The 23264-nt window shown below is 72.3% G+C and carries 24 protein-coding genes; 12 read left to right on the top strand and 12 right to left on the bottom strand.

Annotated elements, in window-relative coordinates; translation table 11 throughout:
• Nucleotides 1–30 precede the first annotated feature (30 nt).
• The gene (locus AB0F15_RS24165) at nt 31–450 is read left to right on the top strand and encodes a DUF6292 family protein (RefSeq protein WP_360274279.1); all 420 of its coding nucleotides are present in this window, start codon (nt 31–33) and stop codon (nt 448–450) included.
• A gap of 32 nt (nt 451–482) precedes the next feature.
• Here the strand turns inward: AB0F15_RS24165 and AB0F15_RS24160 are convergent, their stop codons facing one another.
• A complete protein-coding gene (locus AB0F15_RS24160) occupies nt 483–1307 on the bottom strand; it encodes a class I SAM-dependent methyltransferase (RefSeq protein ID WP_360274276.1) in 825 nt (274 codons plus the stop codon).
• A complete protein-coding gene (locus tag AB0F15_RS24155; protein WP_360274273.1) occupies nt 1304–2248 on the bottom strand; it encodes an alpha/beta hydrolase in 945 nt (314 codons plus the stop codon). The genes AB0F15_RS24160 and AB0F15_RS24155 overlap by 4 nt, the downstream gene beginning before the upstream one ends.
• A gap of 69 nt (nt 2249–2317) precedes the next feature.
• Here AB0F15_RS24155 and AB0F15_RS24150 point away from each other — a divergent pair, with 69 nt between their 5' ends.
• Together AB0F15_RS24150 and AB0F15_RS24145 are read left to right on the top strand one after the other, a co-directional pair.
• Nucleotides 2318–2881, top strand: a complete 564-nt coding sequence (locus tag AB0F15_RS24150; RefSeq protein ID WP_360274270.1) for a TetR/AcrR family transcriptional regulator — start codon at nt 2318–2320, stop codon at nt 2879–2881.
• Nucleotides 2882–2980: 99 nt separating this feature from the next.
• A complete protein-coding gene (locus tag AB0F15_RS24145) occupies nt 2981–3322 on the top strand; it encodes a DoxX family protein (RefSeq protein WP_360274268.1) in 342 nt (113 codons plus the stop codon).
• Here the strand turns inward: AB0F15_RS24145 and AB0F15_RS24140 are convergent.
• Complete coding sequence (locus tag AB0F15_RS24140; protein WP_360274265.1) at nt 3280–4146, bottom strand: alpha/beta hydrolase; 867 nt, start codon at nt 4144–4146, stop codon at nt 3280–3282. The genes AB0F15_RS24145 and AB0F15_RS24140 overlap by 43 nt on opposite strands.
• Before the next feature lie 56 nt (nt 4147–4202).
• Nucleotides 4203–5225, bottom strand: coding sequence for an alpha/beta hydrolase-fold protein (locus AB0F15_RS24135; protein WP_360274262.1), 1023 nt, complete (start codon nt 5223–5225; stop codon nt 4203–4205).
• 32 nt (nt 5226–5257) lie between these two features.
• Between AB0F15_RS24135 and AB0F15_RS24130 the strand changes: the two genes are divergently transcribed.
• Nucleotides 5258–5719 carry a DUF3291 domain-containing protein gene (locus AB0F15_RS24130; protein ID WP_360274259.1) on the top strand — a complete coding sequence of 154 codons (462 nt, stop codon included), beginning with the start codon at nt 5258–5260 and terminating at the stop codon, nt 5717–5719.
• Between the two features lie 42 nt (nt 5720–5761).
• Entirely contained in the window at nt 5762–6682 is a 921-nt protein-coding gene (locus tag AB0F15_RS24125) for a DUF3800 domain-containing protein (protein ID WP_360274256.1), read from the top strand.
• A 52-nt stretch (nt 6683–6734) separates the two neighbouring features.
• Here the strand turns inward: AB0F15_RS24125 and AB0F15_RS24120 are convergent, their stop codons facing one another.
• Nucleotides 6735–6857, bottom strand: a complete 123-nt coding sequence (locus AB0F15_RS24120) for a hypothetical protein (protein ID WP_360274254.1) — start codon at nt 6855–6857, stop codon at nt 6735–6737.
• Nucleotides 6858–7138: 281 nt separating this feature from the next.
• Nucleotides 7139–10141, bottom strand: a complete 3003-nt coding sequence (locus AB0F15_RS24115) for a tetratricopeptide repeat protein (RefSeq protein WP_360274251.1) — start codon at nt 10139–10141, stop codon at nt 7139–7141.
• 311 nt (nt 10142–10452) lie between these two features.
• Between AB0F15_RS24115 and AB0F15_RS24110 the strand changes: the two genes are divergently transcribed.
• Nucleotides 10453–11547, top strand: a complete 1095-nt coding sequence (locus AB0F15_RS24110; protein WP_360274248.1) for a ThiF family adenylyltransferase — start codon at nt 10453–10455, stop codon at nt 11545–11547.
• A gap of 2 nt (nt 11548–11549) precedes the next feature.
• On the opposite strand, the gene AB0F15_RS24105 is transcribed toward AB0F15_RS24110, so the two are convergent.
• Nucleotides 11550–13718 carry a tetratricopeptide repeat protein gene (locus tag AB0F15_RS24105; protein ID WP_360274246.1) on the bottom strand — a complete coding sequence of 723 codons (2169 nt, stop codon included), beginning with the start codon at nt 13716–13718 and terminating at the stop codon, nt 11550–11552.
• Nucleotides 13719–13876: 158 nt separating this feature from the next.
• Here AB0F15_RS24105 and AB0F15_RS24100 point away from each other — a divergent pair, with 158 nt between their 5' ends.
• Nucleotides 13877–14770 (top strand): NAD-dependent protein deacetylase, encoded by an 894-nt coding sequence (locus AB0F15_RS24100; protein WP_360274244.1) that lies wholly within the window; start codon nt 13877–13879, stop codon nt 14768–14770.
• On the opposite strand, the gene AB0F15_RS24095 is transcribed toward AB0F15_RS24100, so the two are convergent.
• From AB0F15_RS24095 to AB0F15_RS24085, 3 genes are all read right to left on the bottom strand, one after another.
• Entirely contained in the window at nt 14742–15308 is a 567-nt protein-coding gene (locus AB0F15_RS24095; RefSeq protein WP_360274242.1) for a TIGR03086 family metal-binding protein, read from the bottom strand. The two genes, AB0F15_RS24100 and AB0F15_RS24095, sit on opposite strands and share 29 nt — an antisense overlap.
• Nucleotides 15309–15468: 160 nt before the next feature.
• The gene (locus AB0F15_RS24090; protein ID WP_360274240.1) at nt 15469–15924 is read right to left on the bottom strand and encodes a group II truncated hemoglobin; all 456 of its coding nucleotides are present in this window, start codon (nt 15922–15924) and stop codon (nt 15469–15471) included.
• Between the two features lie 32 nt (nt 15925–15956).
• Entirely contained in the window at nt 15957–16898 is a 942-nt protein-coding gene (locus tag AB0F15_RS24085; protein WP_360274237.1) for an NAD(P)/FAD-dependent oxidoreductase, read from the bottom strand.
• 77 nt (nt 16899–16975) lie between these two features.
• On the opposite strand from AB0F15_RS24085, the gene AB0F15_RS24080 reads away from it, so the two are divergent.
• Nucleotides 16976–17563: an XRE family transcriptional regulator gene (locus AB0F15_RS24080; protein ID WP_360274234.1), complete on the top strand. Its 588-nt coding sequence runs from the start codon at nt 16976–16978 to the stop codon at nt 17561–17563.
• Here AB0F15_RS24080 and AB0F15_RS24075 read toward each other — a convergent pair.
• Nucleotides 17560–18048, bottom strand: a complete 489-nt coding sequence (locus AB0F15_RS24075; protein ID WP_360274231.1) for an N-acetyltransferase family protein — start codon at nt 18046–18048, stop codon at nt 17560–17562. The genes AB0F15_RS24080 and AB0F15_RS24075 overlap by 4 nt on opposite strands.
• A gap of 18 nt (nt 18049–18066) precedes the next feature.
• Here AB0F15_RS24075 and AB0F15_RS24070 point away from each other — a divergent pair, with 18 nt between their 5' ends.
• The 3 genes from AB0F15_RS24070 to AB0F15_RS24060 all read left to right on the top strand — a co-directional run bounded on the left by AB0F15_RS24070 (nt 18067) and on the right by AB0F15_RS24060 (nt 22279).
• Entirely contained in the window at nt 18067–18657 is a 591-nt protein-coding gene (locus AB0F15_RS24070; protein ID WP_360274229.1) for an XRE family transcriptional regulator, read from the top strand.
• Between the two features lie 216 nt (nt 18658–18873).
• Complete coding sequence (gene tuf, locus AB0F15_RS24065) at nt 18874–20067, top strand: elongation factor Tu (RefSeq protein WP_360274226.1); 1194 nt, start codon at nt 18874–18876, stop codon at nt 20065–20067.
• 718 nt (nt 20068–20785) lie between these two features.
• Nucleotides 20786–22279, top strand: coding sequence for a glycoside hydrolase family 28 protein (locus AB0F15_RS24060; RefSeq protein WP_360274367.1), 1494 nt, complete (start codon nt 20786–20788; stop codon nt 22277–22279).
• A 43-nt stretch (nt 22280–22322) separates the two neighbouring features.
• Here AB0F15_RS24060 and AB0F15_RS24055 read toward each other — a convergent pair whose 3' ends face one another.
• Nucleotides 22323–22538: a hypothetical protein gene (locus tag AB0F15_RS24055; RefSeq protein ID WP_360274223.1), complete on the bottom strand. Its 216-nt coding sequence runs from the start codon at nt 22536–22538 to the stop codon at nt 22323–22325.
• A gap of 145 nt (nt 22539–22683) precedes the next feature.
• Here AB0F15_RS24055 and AB0F15_RS24050 point away from each other — a divergent pair, with 145 nt between their 5' ends.
• Nucleotides 22684–23250 carry an MFS transporter gene (locus tag AB0F15_RS24050; protein WP_360274221.1) on the top strand — a complete coding sequence of 189 codons (567 nt, stop codon included), beginning with the start codon at nt 22684–22686 and terminating at the stop codon, nt 23248–23250.
• Nucleotides 23251–23264 lie beyond the last annotated feature (14 nt).

The following is a 23264-nucleotide window of genomic DNA, read 5'->3' as shown; positions in this document are numbered from 1 at the left end:
GGTCTTGTCGAACGTGGCGAAAGGAAACGGGTGTCCGGCCTGATCGACGCCGATCTCGAATTCTGGTTCCAGCGCGGGCTGCGCGCGTATCTGGGCGAGGTGGCGCGCGCACTCGGCTTCGGCCTGGAGTCCTGCACCGTGGACGTCGACGTCCCGGTGTCGGCCTACGTGGCGGTGGACTGGCGGCTGCGCCGCTTCCCGGATCGCGACGTGGCGCTGCTCTGGGACGAGGTGCACGGCTGGGCGGTCGCGGTCGAGGCGGCGTGCGGGGAGGAGATGATCGTGCTGGCCTACCTCGGCGGAGAGGACATCCTGCCGCCGGCGCGCGTGGTCGTGCGCTTCCTGGCCGCGCTGCGGGCCGGTGCGCTGGAGCCGGACGGGCCGGGCTCGCCCGTGCTGCGCCGCGCCGGCCACCACCAGGAGCTCCTGCCGCTGCTGCCCGCCCGGTGACGGCCTGATCCTCCACAGTGGACACGCGGTGCTCACCGGTCCTCGGCGAAGGTCACCAGCGTGATCGACGGCCGCAGTTCGCGCAGACCGGGCAGGTCCGCGATCTTGCGCAGGGTGCCCGGCCGCCAGGCCTTGCGGCCGGGCGGCGGCTGCACGTCTTCGACGGCGGCGATGCCGGGGAACCGCCCGGGCAGCCGGGCGGCCTCGGAGACCGTCAGGCCGAACGGCATCGGCGGTGCGGTGTAGCGGTCCGACAGGCGGTGGCCCTTCATCGTCCGCCTGCTGATCCAGGGCGGGATCGAGTCGAAGAACAGCTGCCCGCCGGGGAACCGCGCGGCGCACTCGGCGATGAGACCGAGCACTTCCTCGCGGCCGAGGTACATGAACAGCCCTTCGGCCGAGATGAACACGCCCCGCGCCGGATCGGGGACGTCCAGCCAGGTGCGGTCCAGGGCCGAGGCGGGGAGCGCGGTCATCCGCGGCTCCGGCGGGAGCAGCCGCCGGCGCAGGTCGATCACGGGCGGGAGGTCCACGGACAGCCAGTCGACGGCGGGCCGCCCCAGCCGCCAGTAGGTGGTCTGCAGGCCTTCGCCCAAGGCGACCACCGTGGCGGCGGGATGCCGGTCCAGGTAGGCGCGGATGGCGGAGTCCAGGGCGAGGGCGCGCAGCGGGTGGATCTGGCCCGGCTTGCCGAACCGCGCGTAGTCGTAGGAGATCCGGCGGTGGAGGTCGTCGGCCAGCGGGTCGGTGAACGCCGAGCCGGGGTGCCTCGACTCCTCGGCGCGGTTGCGCAGCGTCCACAGGCAGGTGGCCGCGACGCCGTCCAGGGCCGCGCCGTCGATCGCGTCCGCGCTCATGCGGCGAAGGAGGTCCGGAGGAACCCGAGGATCTCCGCCCGGGCCGCCACGGCCTGCGGCGCCAGTCCCGGCGTGCTGAGGAAGGCGTGCCCCGCGCCGGGATACTCGGCCAGCCGCACCGGGGTGCCCGCCGCGTCGAGCCGCTCGGCGTAACGGCGGCCGTGGTCGGCCACCGGGTCGTGGGTCGGGACGACCACGAGTGCCGGGGCCAGGCCGCCCGGGTCGCCGGCGTGCAGCGGCGAAAGCGCGCGGGAGTCGGTGCCCGGCGGAACGGCGAGCCGCCGGAACAGGCGCAGCACCGGAAGGCCGAGCGTGGGCGTGTGGGCGTACTCGGTGATCGACGGGTGGTCGAACATCGCGCCGGTCACGTCGACCGCCGGGTTGACCAGAACCTGTGCCCGAAGGGGCAAGCCGGCCTCCCGGGCCCGGATCGCCGTCAGCGCGCTGATCAACCCGCCGCAGCTCTCGCCGAAGACGGCCACCCGCGCCGGGTCGATGCCCCACTGCCCGGCGTTCCCGAGCAGGTGCCGGAGCGCGTCCCAGCCGTCGGCGACCGCATCCGGGAGCGGGTGGTCCGGGGCGACGAGCCGGTGCTCGACCGAGACGACGACCGCGGGCAGCCGGGCGGCGAGGTGGCTGGTGACCCAGTCGCTCTGCACCGCCGTGCCCACGAACCCGCCGCCGTGCACGTGGAGCACGAGCGGCAGCGCGCCGCCGTCCGGGCCGGCCGGCCGGCTCACCCGGGCCGCCAGTGCACGGCCGGGCAGCGCCAGTTCCCGCCACTCGAGCACGGCGTCCGGGTCCGGTTCTCCGGTCACCGCCCGCGCGGCGGCGGACGCCCGGAAGCGGTTCTCCGCGTCGCGGTAGGCGATCAGGTCCTCGGTGGTCATCGCGAGCCAGTCCGGCTCCGGCGGACGCTGTCCGGTCGTTCCTGCGGTCACGATCGCTCCCTTGGTTTCGAAACCTGAGGTATCGAAACCTACGGTAGCGAAAACCGATAGGCTTTCGCCATGGCTTCGTCCCCCTCCGCCCGGCCGCCGGGACGCCCCCGCGCCGGTGTCCACGACGTGGTGTTCGCCGCGACGTTGAGCACGGTGCACGAGCTCGGCTACGCACGCGCCACGGTCGAACGCATCGCGGCGGCGGCCGGAGTCGCCAAGACGACGATCTACCGGCGCTGGCCGTCCAAGGGCGAGCTGATCGTGGACTGCCTCCTCGACGCGTTCGGCCCGGCACCGCTGGTCGCGGGGAGCCGGGCGGAAATCCTGACCGGGGCCATCCGCTGGGCGGCGGCGAAGATCGGCGAACCCGGGGTGGGCGACGCGTTCGCCGGCGTGTTCAGCGACGCCGTCAGCGACCCGGCGCTGCGCGTGATCCTGTCCTCACGGCTGCAGGACCCGTACCGGCTCGCGCTCCAGGACGCGCTGGGCGAACCGGAGAACCGGGTGCTGTTCTTCGTCGACGTCGTGGTCGGCGCGCTGCTGCACCGGATGGGCATGACCGGCGAGCCGATGGTCGACGCCGACGTCACCGCACTGGTCGAGCTGGTCGTGCCGCACTTCGGGGATCGGTGACCGGCGTCACGCACGGGGCTGTCACATCGGCCCGGACCGCGGAGTCGACGGGGTGACGGACCCCGAACCCGGTGTCCGCGGGTCCCGCGAGGAGCTCCGATGTCCACCGCTCACCTGATCGTCACCATCGCCGCCGCGGCTTGGGTCGGCTTCTCGGCCGTCTCGATGCTCGCCCGCGCGAAGTGGGTCGTCGAGCCGATCACCGGATACGGCGTGCCCCGGTCGTGGTGGCCGTGGCTCGGCACGGCCAAGGCGGCCGGCGCGGCGGGGCTGGTCGCCGGGCTCTTCTGGCCGCCGATCGGAGTCGCGGCGGCGATCGGCCTGGTGGTGTACTTCACCGGCGCCGTCGTCACCGTGGCGCGGGCGCGGTCGTACGCGCACCTGGCCTTCCCGCTGCTCTACCTGGCGCCGGTGGTCGTTTCGCTGGCCCTGGTGCCCTGATCGGCGAGCCAGGTGAGTGCGTCGGCGGCGTGGCGCAGCACGGACAGGTGCCCGTCGCCAGGCGTGGGCCGGTACTCCGCGTCCGGGCACCGCGCGGCGAGCCACGCGCTGTGCGTGGCGGGGACCATCCGGTCCTGCTCGCCGTGCACCAGCAGGACGGGTGCGGTGATCCGCGCGGGGTCGCCGCCCCACGGTGCGACGTAGGCGAGGTCGTCGTCGATCAGCCCGCCGGGGCCGTCCGCGAGCGCCGCGCGGACGACGTCGTCCAGCCACGACCACGGCCCCGCGAGCGCGGCCCGGTCGGCGGCGGTGAAGACGTCCGGATCGAACTCGGCGGCGGCCTCGTGCTTCTCCTTGGCCGCCCGGCCTTCGGTGGCGGCCCGCCGCGCGGCGGCGCTCGCGGCGGCCATGCCACCGAACCAGTCGAGCCCGGCGGCGTCGAACGGCGCGACCGCGGCCAGGCTCGCGACGGCGAGTACCCGCTCCGGCAGCAGTGCGGCACACGCCAGCGCGTGGGAACTGCCGCCGGAGTGCCCCATCAGCGCGAACTCGCCGATCCCGAGCGCCTCGGCCACCGCGGCCACACACCCGGCGGCGTTCCCGACCGTCCGCCCCGGCACCGGCGTGGAGGTGCGGTAACCCGGCCGGTCGAAGGACACGAACCGCACCCCGAGTTCCCGGGCGAGCGGCAGCAGCGGCCCGGGCGGCGCCCCGGTGTTCGGCGTGCCGTGGTGCCAGAAGACGGTGAGCCGGGCGGGGCCGCCGGTGTCGTGGACGTGCAAGGAGCGTCCGCCGGGCAGGGCCAGATCGGTCTCGGTGACCATCGGCCGAGCCTAGCGAAACCCCGGCGCGGGTCGTCGGCGGAGCACGGCGGCACCGCTCAGCGGGCCAGCCGCTCGGCCAGCCAGGCCAGCGAAAGCGGGTACCGGTAGTCGATCGCGCCGTGGCCGGCGTCGAAGAGTTCGAAGTGGACGCGGTCGTCCGGCAGGCCGGCCCGGGCCACCTCCGCCCGGAACGCCTCCGCACCCAGGTCGAGGAGGAACTCGTCGCTCGTGCCCGCGTCGATCCACACCGCGCGCAGTTCGCGGACCGCCTCCGCGTGGCCCGCCACCATCCGGACCGGGTCCCAGTCCAGCCAGCGCTGCCACTGCTCCGGCCGCAGCGCGCCGCTCCGCGGGTCGAACGGCAGTTCCGGCGTCCCGTCCTCCCGCGCCGAGAAGCACGCCGCAACGCCGAGCATCATCAGCAGCGTGGAGTCTTCGGGCTTGGTGAACGCCGGGCGGCTCCGGAAGTCCGCCCACCACGCCCAGATGTCCGCGTCGTAGGCGCGCAGCGCGCGGACCGCCTTGCCGAAGTCGGGAACGTAGCTCAGCTCGTACAGCGAGTCGCCCGCGTGCGTGGCCAGCGCGCCGAACAGGTCCGGCCGCAGCATCGGGGTGATCATCGCCCCGAACCCGCCCGAGGACTTGCCCGTGATCGCGCGGGACGCGGGGGCCGGGAGGGTCCGGTAGTGCTCGTCGACCCACGGGACGATCTCGTCGCACAGGTAGGAGTGGTAGCGGCCGGTGCCCGGCGAATCGACGAACTGCGAGCCCCCGTAGGCGGTCCACGCGTCGACGTACACCACGACGCACCCCGGCGCGCCGCCGGCGAAGACGGCGTCGGCCGTCTCCACGAACGGCTGCCGGAACGGCGTCCGGTTGGCCCACATCGTCAGGTGCCCGGTGTAGCCCTGGATGACGTACACCGCCGGGTACCGCTCGTCGCCGTCGTCGTAGCCCGGCGGGACGTACACCCACAGCGGCCGCTCGTGCGGGTCGTTCAGCGGATTGTCCCGCAGCAGCGAGGAATGCACGGTGTGCCGGTCGAGCCGGCCGGCGAGTTCGCCGTCCCAGGGCAGCATGCGGCCAGTCAACCACGGGTTACGGTGACGAGGTGGCCGAACTGGCACAGGTGAACGTCGCGGTGCCGCGCGCGCCGCTGGACGATCCGGTCATGGCCGGGTTCGCCACCGCCTTCGACGCCGTCGCGCGGCTGGCCGAAGCCGCGCCCGGGTTCGTCTGGCGGCTGGGCGCCGGATCCGGCCACGCGATCGTCGCGGCGGACCGCGGCGCCGGCGTGGTCGTCAACGTCTCGGTGTGGCGCGACTACCGCAGCCTGCACGAGTTCGTTTACCGCGGCGCGCACGGGCAGGTCCTGCTGCGCCGCCGCCGGTGGTTCGCGCGGACGCCGCAGCCGTCGACGGCCCTGTGGTGGGTGCCGGACGGCGACCGCCCCGGTGTCGAACCCGCCCTGGCGCGGTTGCGGTACCTCCGGAACCACGGGCCGTCCCCGCAGGCGTTCTCCCCGCTGCGCCAGTTCGCCGCGGACGGGCGCCCGCTGCGCCGCGGCCGGTAATCCGGTCGCCGCCGCCCGGCCGTTTCTGGCACGATCGGATGGGTGCGCCCGGTCGAGATCGCCTGCGACGAATCGGGCTCGGAGGGCGAGAACCTGCTCGGCGGGGAGACCGACGTCTTCGCCCACGCCGGCGTCCGGATGTCCGGCCCCGCGGCGGCCGCGTGCGTGGGGGAGATCCGCGCCCGCATCGGCTCGCCCGCCACGGAGTACAAGGCCAACCACCTGCTGCGCGCCAAGCACCGCGCGGTGCTCGAGTGGCTGCTCGCCCCGGACGGCCCGCTCGCCGGCCGCGGGCACGTGCACCTGACCGGCAAGACGTTCTTCGCCGTGCGGGCCGCGGTCACGCTCCTGGCGGAGGACGGGACGGAGACGATGGCCCGCACCCTCCACCGCACGGGCCCGGCCGCGTTCGGCGCCGCCCGCTGGGAGTTCTTCCTGACCGCGTTCACCAGCGTGCTGCGGCTGCGGCCCCGTCGTGGCGTGACGACGTCACCCGAGGAGTTCTTCGCGCTGGTCGACGAGCTCGCCGGCGTCCCGGGCGAAGCCGGCGAAATCGTCGCCCGGTTCCGCCGCGGCCCCGAGCGCGTGGCGGCCTACCGGGCCCGGCTGGCGAGCGACCCGGGCCTGGTGCCCGTGCTCGATCCGCTGGTGCCGGCGGTGATCCACACGGTCCGGCACTGGAGCACCGGCGGCACCCCGGTCGCCCTGGTCCACGACGAGCAGCTGGCTCTCACAGCCGAGCGCGTGCTCCAGCTCAAGGCGACCCTCGGCCCCCGCCTGGCGGGCGTGCGCTTCGTCGACTCCCGCTCCGACGCGCGGGTCCAGATCGCCGACTTCCTGGCGGGCGTGGCCCGCCGCATCGCCTCCGACGAGCTCAACGGCCGCGGTGACCCGGTGCTGACCGGGCTGCTGGAGTCCTTCGTGGACGCCGGCTCGGTCTGGGACGAGCCGACGGATTCTTAGGGTGTGGGGCAGAAGGCAGCCGCCGCCTGCCCCACGACTGCAGCCCAATCGGCTACGCGAGTGCACTTCCCGACAGGAAGGCGATCGCTTCTGGATTCCAGTACCCGGCGGTGGCGAGTACTGCGGCTATCGCGAAGAACGCCAACGCGTGCCTGGCGGCGAACAGTTTGCTCATAGGTAGAACGAATTTCCTAACCTTGAATTTTTGACTTCTCGGCCTCGAGGGCGTCTTCCGCTCGGTGTGCGGTCGGCGCTTCGAGTCCTGTGAGGACTCGCGGCAAACGATAGATGCCCCACGGGAACAGGCGACGGGCGGGGTTACCTAGCGTCGCTGAACTACTCGTTCGGACATCCCCGAACGGGTAGGACGAGCCGTCCGTGCGGTTACACACATACCGAAGGTGTCTCCACATAACCAGCACGAGTGAACGATTTACCGGACGGTATCTCTCTCACTTACTTCACGGCCGCGAGGTCCGCTTCCATGTGCCGTCTGCGTTCTTCATCGCCCAGGTCCGCGTAGATGGTTACTGCACTGAGCCAGCCTTCTTCGGCGGCGGCGAAACGGCCGGTCTGGTGCAATGCGTGCCCGAGCAGGTGAAGGGAGTCGGCTTCGATTTTCGCGTTGTGGCTGAGCCTGGCCAGCCGCACGGCTTGCCGCGCGTAGCGGATCGCCGCGCCGTGCTCGGCCTGCCGGTAGTGGACGGCCGCCATGGCGCAGCACGCCCGGGGGGCCGTTTCGAGGTCGTGGATCCGCTCGACGATGGCCAGAGAACGCAGGCCGTGACGCTGCGCGTCGGCGTAGTCGTGCAGGTCACCCAGGGTGGCCGCCAGTTCGGCCAGTGTCTCGGCCTGGCCGTGGTCGTTGCCGATGCTCTCCCGCAGGCTCAGCGCCTGGTGGAACAGAGCGAGGGCCTCGTCGTGGCACCCGCGGGTGCGGAGGGTCTCCGCCAGCCGGTGCAGGATCGCCGACTCGGCACCGGGGTTGTCCGTGGCGGCGAGCTGGTCCAGTGCGCGACGGTACAGTTCGTCGGCTGCACCGAGATTGCCGACCTCGGCTTCGTAATTCCCCAGGTTCGCCAATGAGATGGCGATTCCCATCGCGCTCTGCGTGCGCTGCGCGAGAGCGGCCGCGAGATGGAATTGCTGCAACGCCGAACTACGGTCACCCAAGGCGAAGGCTATTTTCCCGAGATCACTCCGGGTTGCGCCCTCGGATTCGAGATCCTGCACCGCCTGAACGGAAGAAACGGCGACTTGGTAGGTGTCATGGAGGTCGCTGTAGAAACCGTAACGGCGGTAGAGGCCGTACAGGGTGTGGGGAATCCGCCACGCGAACTCGTGATATCCCCGTTCTGCCGCCCAGGGCACGAGTTGCGAAAAATTCGTGCGCTCGTTCAGGAGAAAACTTGCGGCGGCATTCTCGGATGCGTGCTCCGGCAACGGGATGCCGCTCATCGCGGGAAGCATCGGGACCGGCGGCCGGAAGGGGAACAGCAGGCGATCGGCACCGTAGCCGGCGTGCAGGTAGAAACTCAGCAACCGGCGCTCGGCTTCGTCCCGTCCGCTGACCTGCTCGGCGAGTTCGCGGGCGAAAGCCCGGAGCAGGTCGTGGATGCGGTAACGGCCGTGGATCTCCGTTGGGGTGAGGAAATGCGTGCCGGCGAGCACGTCGAGTATGTGCTGGACCTCCTTCATCGGCAAGCCGGCGAGCGCGGCGGCGGCGTGCACGGTCAGTTCCCGTGCCGGGGAAAGGCCGATCAACCGGAACAACTCCCGCGCTGCGGGCGGGAGGGCGTGGTAGGTGACCGAGAAGGCGGCCCGGATGTTCGCGGGCGGGTCGTCGCCGTCGTCGCCGATGTCGAGCAGCCGGCTCTCGTCCTGCAGTTCGTCGGCGAACTCGGTCAGCGCCACGCCGCGGCGGCTTTCGATGTGGTGCGCGACCAGTTGCAGGGCGAGGGGAAGGCCTCCGCACAAGGCCGTGATCCGCGTGAGCGCCGCCTGTTCGGCGCCGCCCCGCCGCCCGATGCGCCCGGCCAGCAGCTGAGCGGCGTGCGCCTCGTCGAGGGGTGTGACCGAACAGTGCCGCGCTCCGTGCCGGCTCGCCAGCGCGGTCAGCCCTTGGCGGCTGGTGACGAGGACCAGGCACGGCGACAGCGTGAACAGCAACGGCAGCACGTGGGCCGAATTCGCGGCGTTGTCGAGCACGACCAACGTACGCGTGCCCGCAAGGATTTCGCGCAGCTTCGCTTCTCGACGCGCCCGGGTGGCCAGGCGAGCGATCGGCACGTCGACGGAGTCGAGGAGCGCGTCGACCACGTCGGCGGCTTCCAGGGGACGGCTGCCGTCGAAGCCGTGCAGGTCGAGGTACAACGCCGTATCGACCAGGCTGCCGTACTGCCGGTGTGCCCAATGGACCGCCAGCGCGGTTTTTCCGATGCCCGCCAAGCCGTCCAGTACGACCACGCCGGGACGGAACTGGCCCTCGGCGGTGCGCGCCAAGCGGTCGAGTTTCGCCAGCAGATCCTGGTGCCCGACGAAATCGGTGGGTACTGGGGGAAGCAGCGACCGTCCCCGTGGCCGGAAAGCCGGAAGCAGGCTGCCCGGCCGGTCGGTGACGGGCCGGTCGGCCGGTGGCCGCGGGCGCGGAAGGGCGGCCAGCCGCGCGGCCGCGCTGCGGGCCCCCGGGTCGGTCCTGCCCCGCTCGGGTGATGCGGTCAAGGCGTTGTAGTACTTGAGCAAATCGTCGGCTGCGGCCTGGTCGCCCTCGGCCTGGAGCAGCCGGCGGACGGCGAGGTGGTAGGCGCCCATGTCGTCGGTCCGGCCGAGTTCGCGCAGCACCTGCAGGCGGCGCCGGGCCAGCCCGATGTCGGTCCGGTGTTCGCGCTGGAGTGCGTCGAGCTTCCGCAGGGCGGCGTCGAAGCGTTCGAGAGCGATCAGTTCGCCCAGTAGCAGCTGGTTCGCCGGCAGCCAGGTGTTGTGCACCGCCGCGTAGCGCCAGTCCCAGGCGGGCTGGGAGGTCAGGTCGGCGAGCGGTTGTCCTTGCCACAGAACGAGTGCGGCGGTGACCGCGTCGCAGGCCGCTTCGTGGTCCTGTGCCTTGCTGCGCCGGCGAGCCGTCTCGATCAAATCTGCGGCGGCGAAATAGTCGATCGCGGTCCGTTCGACGTCGAGCAGCAGCGCGCCGTCGACGGTGCGCAGGGTCGCGGGAACCCCGGCCTCGCGCAGGGCTTTGCCGATGCGCCCGGTGTAGGTGCGGAACGTGGCCACCGGATCGTGGGGCTCTCGCTCGTCGGCCGACCACACCCATTCGACCAGGGTTGTCACCCGCATGCGCACCCTGGGTTGCGTCAGCAACGCCGCGAGTACTTTCTGCAGCTTGGGTGAGCCCCATCGGGTGGTCAACTGCCCGTGCATGCGCATGGTTGTCTGCCCGAGAATTCCGAACGCGATCTCCATCCGCCAGCTTTCCCCCCTCCTGGGATTGCTGTAGCACCTCCTCGCCCATTTCGATTCTGGCATTTCCCGTCGGTGCCGCGCAGTGCTCTGACCTGTGCTGACCTCGATTTGTCACGTTTGTCAGCCACATGTTGCGCGCTTGAACCCGGCGTCGACACGTCGTTGACAACGCGGGGTTCCATGCTTCCGGTGTCCGATCGAAAATCCCGCCGAGGAGGGTGCGAACCATGATCGAGCTCATTGAAGTGGAACGGGAAACGACCTTCAGCCACCCGACGCAGCAGAGCTAGCGAACCCCAGGAGGAACAGCCATGCGGCGTCCCAGGATCAAACCCGAGCACCTCCCCGTCCGCCACGGCGACGATCGCGTCCGGATCGGCGGCGTCGTGCGGGGTATCGCCGCCGACATCGCTGACCCGGACGGGTGGGTGTGGGCGCTGCTGGCGGCCCTCGACGGTTCGAGGACCACGGACCAGGTCGTCGCCGACCTGGTCCGCCTCCACCCCGCGCGCTCCGAGGCCGACGTCAGGGCGGCCGTCGGCGATCTCGTCCGGGCCGGCTACGTCGAGGACGCCGGGGAACCGCCCGTCGCCGGGCTCACCGCCGCGCAACGGGAGCGTTACCGGCGGAGCCGTGCCCTCTTCCGCTGGATGGACCGGACACCGCGCCGCACGAGCTGGGACACGCAGCTGCTGCTGCGTGGCGCGCGGGTCGTGGTGATCGGGATCGGCGGGGTCGGCTGCACCGCGGCCCAGACGCTGGTGGTGTCCGGGGTCGGGCACGTCCACTGCGTCGAGCCCGACGTCGTCGAACTCTCCAACCTCAACCGCCAGATCCTGTTCACCGAGCACGACCTCGGCCGGGCCAAGGTCGATGCGGCGGTCGAGCGGCTGAGTGCGTACGACTCCGGAGTCCGGGTGACCGGCGAGCGGCTCGTCGTCGACGGCCCCGCGGTGCTGCGGACGCTGGCGACCGGCTTCGACGTGGTGGTGCTGGCCGCGGACCAGCCCCCGGAGATCCGTTCCTGGGCCAACCAGGCGTGCCTGGCGACCGGGACGGCCTGGGTGCACGGCGGCTACCACGGACCACAGGTCAGCTGCGGGGTGTACCGGCCGGGGACCGGTCCGTGTTACGACTGCGCCCGCGTCGCCGAGCGCGAGCGGCGTGCCGGGCTGCCTCCGCTGACCCTTTCGGCGGCGGCCGCCCGGATCGATCCGCCGCACGCCGCGAACGCCGTTTCGGCCGGCGTCGCCGGGCAGCTGGCCGCGCACCTGACCCTCAGCCTGATCACCGGGGTGCCGGCTGTGCGGACCAACTGCCAGTTCGGCTTCAACCTCGTCACGTTGCAGGACAGCTTCGCCCTCGGTCCCGAATCACCCCGGCGGGACTGCCCGGCCTGCGGGTGACCTCACCCGGGTTCCGCGGCGGACTCGAGTTCGAGCGCCCGGCGGTACAGCGTTTCGGCCCGTGCGGCGTCCAGGTTCCCGAGGAGCGCGGCCGCCTCCGCCAGGGATCGCGCCGCGCGCGTCAGGTCCCCGGCGTGCTCGAGGGAGGTCGCCGCCGTCTCGAGGGCCTGCGCGAGGAGAGCCTCGGTGCCGGCGAGCGCCCGGTACAGGGTCACTGCCTGGCCGGCGTACTCGATCGCGGCGTCGTGGGCGTGCAGCCCTTGCAGCGCCACGGCGACGTCGCACAACGCATACGCCTCGCCGACGCGGTCGGCGGCCTCACGGCGCAGGACGAGTTCCCGTTCGGCGTGCTCACGGGCTTGCTCGAACTCTCCGAGCTGGACGCTGATCCGGCTGAGATTGCATTCGACGACCGCTTCGGGACGTCCGCCGCCCGCCCGCCGCGCCGGCGGCAGCGCCCGGCGGTAGAACTCACGCGCCTCGGCGTAGCGCTGCTGCAGGAAGAGGACCTGGCCCAGGCCGGAGAACGCCACTTGCTGCCGGACCGTGTCGCCGAGCTCGTCCGCCAGCTCCAGCTGCCGGCGGAAGTCCGCCTCGGCCGCGTCCCAGCGCCCCAGATCGGCGAGCGTGTCACCCCGGAACCCGAGCAACAACGCCTCGGCGGCCCGGTTCCGGACCGCTCTCGCGGCGGCGAGCCCCAGCGATTCGGCCTCGAAGCGAACGGACCACGAAGCCCGCTCCCGGAGGCTGAAGAACCGGGCGGCGCCGGCCAGTACCAGCGCGGCCTCGTGGGCGCGGTGCTCGGTGGCCGCGCGCAGCACCGCCGTCAGGTTCACCTGCTCGGTGGTCAGCCACGCGAGGGCCGCCGAACGGTCGGTCAGCGGGAGCTCGGGGCCGGACGGTGGCAGCTCGACGGCGGGAGCCTCCAGCCCGGGGAAGACGAGGCGGTCGGCGGCCCGGGCGGTCCCGGCGTACCACGAGAACAGGCCGGCCCGGGCCTCGTGGCGGTGGGCCGGGTCGTCGTCCAGTTCGGCACGGTGGGCGGCGTAGGCGTGCAGCAGGTCGTGGAGCCGGTAGCGCCGGCCGCCGACGGGCTCGACGAGGTGCACCTCGGCCAAGGCTTCGAGCTGCCGGTACGCGGTGGCGACGTCGACCCCGGCCACCGCCGCGGCGGCGGGTACCCCGAACTCGGCGCCGGGATGCAGGCCCAGCCGGCGGAACAGGCGGGCGTGCTCGCCGGCCAACCCCGTGTACGACCAGTCGAACACGGTCCGCACGGCGCTGCCTCCGTCCTGGCTGCTGCTCAACACGTCCAGTCCGGTGCGGTCGGCCACGATGTCCGCGACGATCTCGGCGACGCTGGTGTGGCGCCGGGTGGCGATCCGGGTGGCGGCGATCCGCAACGCCAGCGGCAGCCGGGCGCACACCTCGACGAGACTCGCCACGGCTTCGGGTTCGGCGGCGACCCGCGCGCTCCCGAGGATCCTGCGGAGCAGGACGTGGGCTTCCTCCTGGCTGAACAGGTTGAGGGTGAGCTGGCTGGCGGCCTCGGCGACGAGCAGCCCGGTCAGGGTGACCCGGCTGGTCACCAGCACCAGGCAGCCGGGGGAGCCCGGCAGCAGCGGGCGAACCTGGTCGGCGGTCCCGGCGTTGTCCAGCAGGACGAGCACCCGGCGGCCGGCGAGCAGCGAGCGGTACAGGCTCACCTGGGCGTCCGGCTCGCCGGGGACCCGGTCCTCTTCGATACCCAGGACGTGCAGGAACGACGTGAGCACCGAACTGGGGTGCACCGGCGCGCTCGGACCGTAGCCCCGCAGGTTGGCGAACAGCGTGCCGTCGGGGAAGTGGTGTTCCACCCGGTGCGCCCACTGCACTGCCAGTGCTGTCTTCCCGACCCCGGCGGTGCCGTCCAGCGCCGAGATCACCAAGGCACCCGGGCGGTTCTCGTCGTGGGCCAGCAGGAGGTCGTCCAGCCGGGCGAGCTGATCGTCCCTCCCGGCGAAGTCACGCACCGCCGGAGGCAGCTGGCGGGGCACCGGCAGCGCTTGCCGCGGCGCCGCCGGGGAAAGCACCAGCTGCCGGATCGACCCCGCCTGAACCACGGAACCCGCCACGGTGCCGGACAGCTCGTTCGTCACCCAGCTCGTGCCGTGCTCCGGTTCGTCGACCATCGCCGTACCCCAGCCCGCAGCCCACCAGTCCACCCTCCGGTGTACCGCAAAAGACCGGGTAGTGAGCGGAATGTGACACGCTCAACGCTCAGCGTCACCCGTACGCGCGGGTCGGCGCGCTCGCCGCTGGCCCTTTCCGGTCCACGTACCCTGGCCTGGTGCGGACCCGACCCACCCTCTCCTGGACTTCGGCCGAAGCACCGCTGCCGCGGACGGCGAGCCTCGACGAGCTGACCGGCGTCGTCGCGCGTGGTCGCGTTGCCGTGCTCAGCGGGGCCGGGCTGTCCACCGAGTCCGGGATCCCGGACTACCGGGGCGAGAGCGGCAGCCTGCGGCGGCACACGCCGATGACCTACGACGAGTTCGTCACCAGCGCCGCGGGGCGGCAGCGGTACTGGGCGCGCAGCCACCTCGGCTGGCGCACGATCGCCCGCGCCGACCCCAACGACGGCCACCGCGCCGTGACCGCCCTGCGCGACGGCGGATACGTCTCGGGCGTCATCACGCAGAACGTCGACGGCCTGCACCAGGCGGCGGGTATCGCGGACGCCGTCGAACTGCACGGCAGCCTGGACCGCGTGGTCTGCCTCGGCTGCCGCCGCACCAGTCCGCGCGCGGACCTCGACCGGCGGCTGCGGGCGGCCAATCCCGGCTTCACGGGGGCGGCCACCAAGATCAACCCGGACGGCGACGTCGAACTGCCCGAGGATGTGGTGCGCCGATTCCGGCCGGTGCCGTGCGAGGACTGCGGCGGCATCCTCAAGCCGGACGTCGTGTTCTTCGGCGAGAACGTGCCGCGGCCGCGGGTCGAGCAGTGCTACCGGCTGGTCGACGCCGCCGCGGCGCTGCTGGTGCTCGGCTCCTCCCTGACCGTGATGTCCGGGCTCCGGTTCGTCCGCCACGCGGCGGCCGCGGGCAAGCCGGTGGTGATCGTCAACCGCGGTGAGACCCGTGGTGACCGCTACGCGTCGGTGCGGGTCGACCGGCCGCTGGGGCACGCGTTGACCGAGCTGGCCGGCCGGCTCAGTGCGGAGCGCGGCCGAACCGCGTGAGCAGCCGGTCCTGGCGGGGCGCGCCGGGCGCGTCGGCCGGCGCGTCGGCGAAGAAGCTCGTGCCCGGGGCCAGTCCCGCGAAGATCGTGTCGTAGTCCTCGTCGATCCACGCGACCAGGCCCGGGTCGAGGGTCTCGTCGGCGCCGAGCGCGCGGGCGAGGTCCCAGGTGTGCACGGTGCTGTCCGCGGTGCGCACGGCCAGGGCCTGCCGTCCGGTGAGTTTGCCGAGCGGGTAGTCGACGACGCGGTCCAGTGCGCCTGCCGCGGCGAAGGCGTCCGCGCAGGCCCGGACCGAGCCGGTGAACGCGGCGACGGGGTCGTCGCCGAGCGCGTCGGCGTTCCGCTGGGCCAGGAATTGCTCCCGGGTGGCCCCGCTGAGCAGTCCGACGTAGTTGAGGTTGCCGCGGGTCATGTGGTTGACGAGCGCCCGGATGTCCCATTCGGTGCACGGCGTCGGTGCGCCCCAGCCGTCCGGCGCCACCGCGCGGAGGTGGTGCTCGAAACCCCGGGAGGCGAGGAGGAAGCGGTCGAGGAGCATGGCGCCCAGTCTGGCCCGGCTCGCCGTGGCGGCGCTCGCGGATATCGGACGTCGTCGACGAGCCGGTCCGGCCGGGTGGGGGGAACCCGGCCGGACCGGCTCTGGCGACGGACCTCCACAGCCGGTCGTCGCCTGCAAGACGCGGGGACCGCCCCGGTCGTTACACCGGCTGCAACCCGTTCCAGGACCAGTGCGGCACCGCCAGCCCGGCGGGCACTTCGCCGGGCGGACCCGGGTAGGTGAGGACTTCGGCCACCGCCCACTCCATGTAGGACCGCAGCGCGGCGCGGAACTCCGGATCGGCAGGCAGGCCGGCGTCGTCGGCGGCCTGGACGAAGCAGGCGACGAACCGGCGGCCGAGGTCGCTGATGTCGCCGTTGCCGGCGTGCATCCGGAGCATCGCCGAATGGTCGCTGCACTCGCGGGAGAACCGCGGCGGGCCGCCCATGACCTCGGCCCAGTACCAGCCGAGCCGCTCGACGTGCTGGGGGTGCTGCCCGGGGTGGGAGAACGGGTGGTTCAGCTCCGGGTCGGCCAGGCAGCGCTCGTGGTGGGCGGCCGCCAGCGCGTGGAACGCGGGGTCGCCGCCGGCGAATTCGTACAACGTCGGACGCATCCGCCGAGCGTGGCACGCGGGGGCGCCGGAAGCTAGCGGGCCCCGGCGGCCGCGCGTTCCGCCACGGGGGAGAAGCCGCCGAACGCCTCGACCGCCTGCCGGACGTCCTCGGTGACGAGGTCGTGGTTCAGCGCCCCGGCGGCGGCTGCGCCCTGGGCGGCGGCGATGATCACGGTCGCCCGCGCGTCGACGACGTTCCCCGCGGCCCACACGCCCGGCACGCCGGTCTTCCCGGACGGGTCGACGTCGCCTTCCCGGTAGCCGAGGCCGCGCAGCAGTTCGTCGTGCGGGACGGTCCGGGTGCGGAGGAACAGCGCCGTCCGTGGCACGAACCGGGCGCCGAGCTCGACGCCGGTGAGGTGGCCGTCTTCGCGCCGCACGGCGGTGACGAGGCCGTCGACCACACGGATTCCCCGGGCGTCCAGCCGTTCGCGGTCCTCTTCGGACACCGGTTCGGTGTGCGGGAAGTACGCGACGTCCGGCGACCACTGGCGGACCAGCAAGGCGTGCTCGACGCTGTCCGGATGGGTGCCGAGGACGCCGAGGGGCTGGTCGCGCACCTCGTAGCCGTGGCAGTAGGGACAGGTCACCGCGTCGGTGCCCCAGCTTTCCCGCAGGCCGGGCAGGTCGGGCAGGTCGTCGTGGACGCCGGTGGCGATCAGGACGCGCCGGGCGGTCAGTTCCCGGCCGCCCGCCAGCCGGGCGGTGAAGCCCGGGTCGAGCCGGGTCACGCTGTCTTCGAGGAGTTCCACGCCGTAGCCGCGGAGTTCTTCGCGCCCGATTTCCAGGAGTTCGGCCGGCGGCAGCCCGTCGCGGGAGAGGAAGCCGTGCATGTGCGACGCCGGTGCGTTGCGCGGAGCACGGGCGTCGACGACCGCGACGCGCCGTCGCGCCCGGCCGAGCATCAGGGCGGCGCTGAGTCCCGCGGCGCCGCCACCCACCACCAGAACGTCGAAGCTGTTGGTTTCGGTCATGCCGCCACCATGAACCGGGCTTGGCGAATCCGACAACTAATGTTGCCGTTTCCGGGACAAGCGGGTTTCCTGGAGGAATGACGGACGCGATCACCCAGGCCCTGGCCGAGGTCGGCCCCCGGCTCAAGCGGGTCCGCACCCAGCGGCGGGTCACGCTGGCCGACCTGTCGGCGGCGACGGGCATCTCGAAGAGCACGCTGTCCCGGCTGGAGTCCGGCCAGCGGAAGCCGAGCCTGGAGCTGCTGCTGCCGATCGCCCAGGCCCACCAGGTGCCGCTGGACGAGCTGGTGGGCGCGCCGGAGGTCGGTGACCCCCGGGTCCGGCTGACCGCGCGCCGCATCCCGCGCCACAACGGCGCGTCCATGACGGTGCTGCCGCTGACCCGGCAGCCGGGCGCGCCGCAGGCGTTCAAGATGATCCTCGAGCCGGAGACGGGCGAGCCCGATCCCCAGGTCCACGAGGGGTACGAGTGGCTGTACGTCCTGTCGGGCCGGTTGCGCCTGGTCCTGGCCGACCGGGACATGACGCTGGGCCCCGGCGAGGCGGCGGAGTTCGACACCCGCCTCCCGCACTGGTTCGGCGCGGTCGGCGGCCGGCCGGCGGAGATCCTCAGCCTGTTCGGGAAGCAGGGCGAACGGCTCCACCTGCGAGCCAAGTCCCGTTAGGCCAGTTCGCGCTGCATCAGGAGCGTGTCGAGCCAGCGATCGTGCTTGAAACCGACGCGCCGCAGCACTCCCGCGTCGGTGAAGCCGGCCGCGAGGTGCAGGTTCCGTGACGCCGGGCTGCCGGAGTCGACCACGACCGCGATCGCCTGCCGCGCGCCGGCGTCGCCGCACCGCTTCAGCAGTTCGCCGAGCAGCCGGCGCCCGTGGCCGCGGCCGGTGGCGGCGGGGGCGAGGTAGATCGTCGTCTCCACCGAGTACCGGTACGCCGGCTTCGGCCGCCAGGGCGCGGCCAGCGCGTAGCCGAGGATTTCGCCCTCCTCGGCGAGGACGAGGAAGGGCCACGCGCTCTCGCGGATCTTCGTGCGCCACTGGTCCGCCGTCGGCGGCGTGGTCTCGAACGTGACGACCGAGTCGGTGACGTACGGCGCGAAGACGGCGGCAACGCCTTCCGCGTCGGCCTCCGTGGCTTCCTCTATAGTGGACATTTCCGGTATTATAGAGGAATGATCGACCCGGTATCCCTCGGCCACCACGTGCACCACCTGCGCGCCGGCCGTGGTCTCGCGCTGAGCGCCCTGGCCAAGGAGGCGGGTGTCAGCGTCAGCATGCTGTCGGCCATCGAGCGCGGCGAGAAGACGCCGACGGTGGTGGTGCTGTCCCGGATCGCCGACGGCCTCGGGCTTTCCCTCTCCCGGCTGCTCGCCGGCCTGGAGACCGACCGGGTGATCGTCCGCCGCGCGGCGGAGCAGGACCACGTCACCGAACCCGGCGGCTGGCACCGCACGGTGCTGACGCCGGTCGTCCCCGGCGTCAACTTCGAATGGATCCGCACCACCCTGCCCCCGCACTGCGACGCGGGCGGGTTTCCGGCGTACGCCCCGGGTTCGCACGAATTCGTCGCCGTCGAGTCGGGCACGTTGTGCCTCGGCGTCGGCGAGGGGGAATACACCCTGCACGCGGGCGACTCGCTCTACTTCCCGGCCGACGCACCGCATTCCTACGCCAACCGCGGCGAAGATCCGTGCGTGTACCACGTCGCGGCGCTGATCATGCGGCCGCGCGAAAACAGGATGACACCCGCCCGGCAGGCGTGACACCCTCCGGGGCATGTTCCCCGTGTCCGATCGCGCGACGCTCGCAGGCCTGTCCCTGCCGAGCGCCCGTTCGGCACGGCCGCTTTCCGTGCTGCTGACCGGCGCTCGAAGCTGACCCTTCCCCGATTCCCCCGTCCTGGGCGCGAAACCGCCGGGGGAGGGTCGACGAGCACCGCCCGGTTTCGCGCATTCCTCTTTCAGCGCAGGGAAAGACCCATGAGCAAGCAACAGTACGTGCGGACCAAGCCGCACCTGAACATCGGCACGATGGGGCACGTCGACCACGGAAAGACCACCCTCACCGCGGCCATCACCAAGGTGCTCGCCGAGCAGGAGCAGGGCGGCGCGAACCGCTACGTCGCCTTCGACCGCATCGACCGCGCGCCCGAGGAGATCGAGCGCGGCATCACCATCAACATCGCGCACGTCGAGTACGAGACGCCGACCCGGCACTACGCGCACGTCGACATGCCGGGCCACGCCGACTACGTCAAGAACATGATCACCGGCGCGGCCCAGCTGGACGGCGCCGTGCTCGTGGTCTCGGCGCAGGACGGCGCGATGCCGCAGACCCGCGAGCACGTCGTCCTGGCGCGCCGGATCGGGGTCGAGCACCTCGTGGTCGCGCTCAACAAGGCCGACGTCGTCGACGACGAGGAACTGCTCGACCTGGTCGAGCTCGAAGTGCGCGAGTTGCTGACCCGCTACGGGTTCGACGGCGACGCCGTGCCCGTGGTCCGGGTGTCCGGGCTGCGCGCGCTCGAGGGCGACCCGCGCTGGACGCAGCGCGTCCTCGACCTGCTCGCCGCCGTCGACGAGCACGTGCCGATCCCGCCGCGGCGGCTCGACCTGCCGTTCCTGATGCCGATCGAGAACGTCCTGACCATCACCGGTCGCGGCACCGTCGTGACCGGCGCGGTGGAGCAGGGGACGCTCGCCGTCGGCGACGCGGTCGAGGTGATCGGGCTCGGCCCGGCGGTGACCAGTGTGGCCACCGGGCTCGAGACGTTCGGCAAGCCGATGGACCGCGCCGAGGCGGGCGACAACGCCGCGGTGCTGCTGCGCGGGGTCAAGCGCGGTGAGGTCCGGCGCGGGCAGGTCGTCTGCCTGCCCGGCAGCGTCCGCCCGCACACGCGGTTCCGTGCGGACGTCCACGTGCTGTCGGCTGCGGAAGGGGGCAGGCGGACGCCGTTCGCGGCGAACTACCGGCCGCAGTTCCACTTCCGCACCAGTGACGTCGTCGGGGTGGTCGCCCTCGCCGAGGGCGTCACGGTCGTGCGGCCGGGCGAGGCGGCTTCGCTGACGGTGGAGCTGGGCCAGCCGGTGGCGATGGGCCCGGGCCTCGGGTTCGCCATGCGCGAAGGCCGGCTGACGGTGGCCGCGGGCACCGTCCGCGAGGTCTTGGACTGAAGATCGGGCTCGTCCCCGCAAAGTCTTCTGGCCTGGTTGCAGGGCGGGCACGGCTCTCGTTGATCATGTGATCGTCGAAGTCCCATGATCGTGTGAGAGCCGTGCCCGCTGCGGTGCCGGCCGCGCTGGGCGCTCGATCCGATTCCCGCTTGGCCCGGCATGCCGCACCCGATCAGGGCACCGTGCGGCGCGTGGCCGGACGCGTCGCACGGTGTGGTTGGCAACTTCACGCCGTCGCGTCCGGCCAACTCGCCGCCCGCAGCGGCCAACTCGCCGCCCGCAGCGGCCAACTCGCCGCCCGCAGCGGCCAACTCGCCGCCCGCAGCGGCCAACTCGCCCGCGTTCCCGGTGAGTTGGCTGTTGCGGGCGTTGAGTTGGCTGTTGCGGCGAGCGGGAAGTCGCGCGGATTCGCCGGCTTGCGGTCTCGCGCGAGTCGACTGGGTCGTTCGTGACGTTCCGGCGGCGGCCGGCCGAGGAGGGCCGTCCCAGCGATCGACTTCGCGGGAACCCTGGCCTCGTGAGGCTTGGCCGCCGCCCTGGCTCACTGAGCGGGGGACGAGCTTGACTCATCCGATCTTTTGCCTTTAGCTTGAGTCGCGTTCCCGATCCGCCGTCGGAAGCAGTGCTTCTGCCATGGCGAGATGAGGGAGTTGTTGTGGGAAAAGCGTTGAGCCGCCGCCGTGTCGTGGCCTGGGGAGCCGCGGGTGCCGCGCTGCCATTGGTCGGATCTCGGCCGGTCGAGGCCGGGGAACTGGGAAGTCAGCCCGGCCGCTTCTTCGACGTCACCGCGTTCGGCGCGAAGGGTGACGGGCGCACCATCGACACCGCCGCGATCAACCGCGCGATCGACGCGGCCGCCACCCGCGGCGGAACCGTGTACTTCCCGGCCGGGAAGTACGCGAGCTATTCGATCCACCTCAAGAGCAACATCGCCCTGTACCTCGCGGCGAACGCGACGATCCTGGGCGCCGTCCCGGCCGGCGGCCAGGGCTACGACCCCGCCGAACCGGGCGCGGGCAACCCGTACCAGGACTTCGGGCACAGCCACTGGCACAACAGCCTGATCTGGGGCGAGAACCTCGAGAACGTCACCATCGAAGGCCCGGGCAAGATCGACGGCCAGGGCCTGGTGGCCGGCGGCAGCGCGGAATCCGCGCCGCTCAACGGGAACAAGGCGATCGCGCTCAAGCTGTGCCGCAACGTCGCGATCCGCGACATCACGATCGTCAACGGCGGCCACTTCGGCATCCTCCCCACCGGCGTCGACAACTTCCGCATCGACGGCCTGGTGATCGACACCAACCGCGACGGCATCAACATCGACTGCTGCAAGAACGTCCGGATCGCCGGCACGACGGTGAACTCGCCGAACGACGACGCCATCGTGCTCAAGAGCACGTACGCGCTGAACCAGGTGCGCGACACGGAAAACGTCACCATCGACAACTGCTTCGTCAGCGGCTACGACCTCGGGACGCTCGTCGACGGCACGTTCAAGACGGCGTCGTCGTACGGCCGCACCGGCCGCGTCAAGTTCGGGACGGAGTCCGACGGCGGCTTCCGCAACATCGCGATCTCCAACGTGGTCTTCGAACACTGCCGCGGCCTGGCCCTGGAAACGGTCGACGGCGGGTGGCTCGAGGACGTGACGATCAGCAACCTGACGATGCGCAACGTCCAGATGCCGCTGTTCCTCCGGCTGGGCGCGCGGCTGCGCGGGCCGGCGGGGCTCCCGGTCGGGTTCCTGCGCCGGGTGAGCATCAGCGACGTCACGACGTACGACGCCGACCCGCGCTACCCGTCGTGCCTCGCCGGGATCCCCGGCCACCCGATCGAAGACGTCAAGCTGAGCAACATCCGCCACCACCTGGCGGGCGGCCTGACCCCGGGCGACGCCGTGCAGAACCCGCCGGAGCTGGAAACCGCCTACCCCGAGCCGTCGATGTTCGGCACCCTCCCGGCGTACGGCTTCTTCGTGCGCCACGCCCGCCGGATCAGCTGGGACAACGTGGACGTGCGGTTCGGCAGGCCGGACACCCGCCCGGCGTACGTCCTGCGGGACGTGGCCGACGCCGACGTCCACCACTGCCGCGCGGACCAGGTGGCGGGCACGCCGACGTTCGTGCTCGACGGCGTGGACGACTTCCGGGTGAGCGACGGCCGCCCGGTGCCGGAGGCCCGGGTGGACCACGCGGATCACCAGGAGCTGTAGGGAATTCCGGCCGGGCCCCGGCACCGCCGCGGGACCCGGCCGGTCAGCGTCCGCGCAGTTTCGGGCGCGCCAGGCCGACCGCGGAGACGACGAGCAGGCCCACCGCGGCCACCGCCGCGACCACCGGCAGGACGGGCATCCGGTGCTCCGTGCCGGTCAAGGTGAGGATGCTCGAGACGAGTACGAGCGCTCCCACCCCCAGGTTCAGCCAGCACAGCCAAGCCGTGGTCGGGATGAAGTGCCAACGCCGTTCGGTCATCGAAAACCTCCTCGAGCGGGTGCTTTTCCGGACTGCCCCGATCCGGAGTCGATCAAACCGGCGGAAATCCGCCATGACCCGCGCGGTGACCGAGCCGGCGCAAACCTGCCAGCCCGCGCGGCTCGTCGCCGGTTCACTGGGCGCCATGAACGCACCAGCGCCGCGGTGGCTCGCCGTCTTCGCCGTCACCGTCGGCATCTTCGCCATCGTCACCCTCGAAATCCTGCCGATCGGCTGCGGCCGGTTCCTCGTCGGCGTCGTCATCGGCGGCTTCTGGTCGATCGGCGTCGGCCTGGCGCCCCGGCTGGTCGGGACGGCGGCCGCCGGGCGGGCGACCTCGGTGATCTTCGCCGCCGTACCCCTCGGTTCGGTGCTGGGGGTGCCGCTCGGCACCCTCGCCGGGCAGCTCGCGGGCTGGCGGACGGCGTTCCTCCTGCTGGGCGTCCTGAGCCTCGCGACCGCCGCTGCGCTCCTGATCCTCATGCCACCCCTGCCGCCGTCGGCGGTCTTCAGTGGACTGCCGCGGCGGCGCGGTGTCCGAAGTGGACTGTTGGTGACGTTCCTCGTGGTCCTCGCCCACATCGGCACCTGCACCTACCTCACGCCGCTGCTGCGGGACGTCGTCCGGCCCGAGGCCGCCCCGTCAGGAAGGCCACGATCCGGCCGTTATGACCTGCGGGGGAGCGGCCGCCCCTGCTCGCCGCGGTGGTGATTCAGGGGGCCGGC

This window comes from Amycolatopsis sp. NPDC026612 (genome assembly GCF_040638285.1).
In the GTDB taxonomy this organism is placed as follows: Bacteria; Actinomycetota; Actinomycetes; order Mycobacteriales; family Pseudonocardiaceae; genus Amycolatopsis.
Note: the sequence above shows the minus strand (reverse complement) of the source record. Positions and strands in the feature narration are given on the sequence as shown.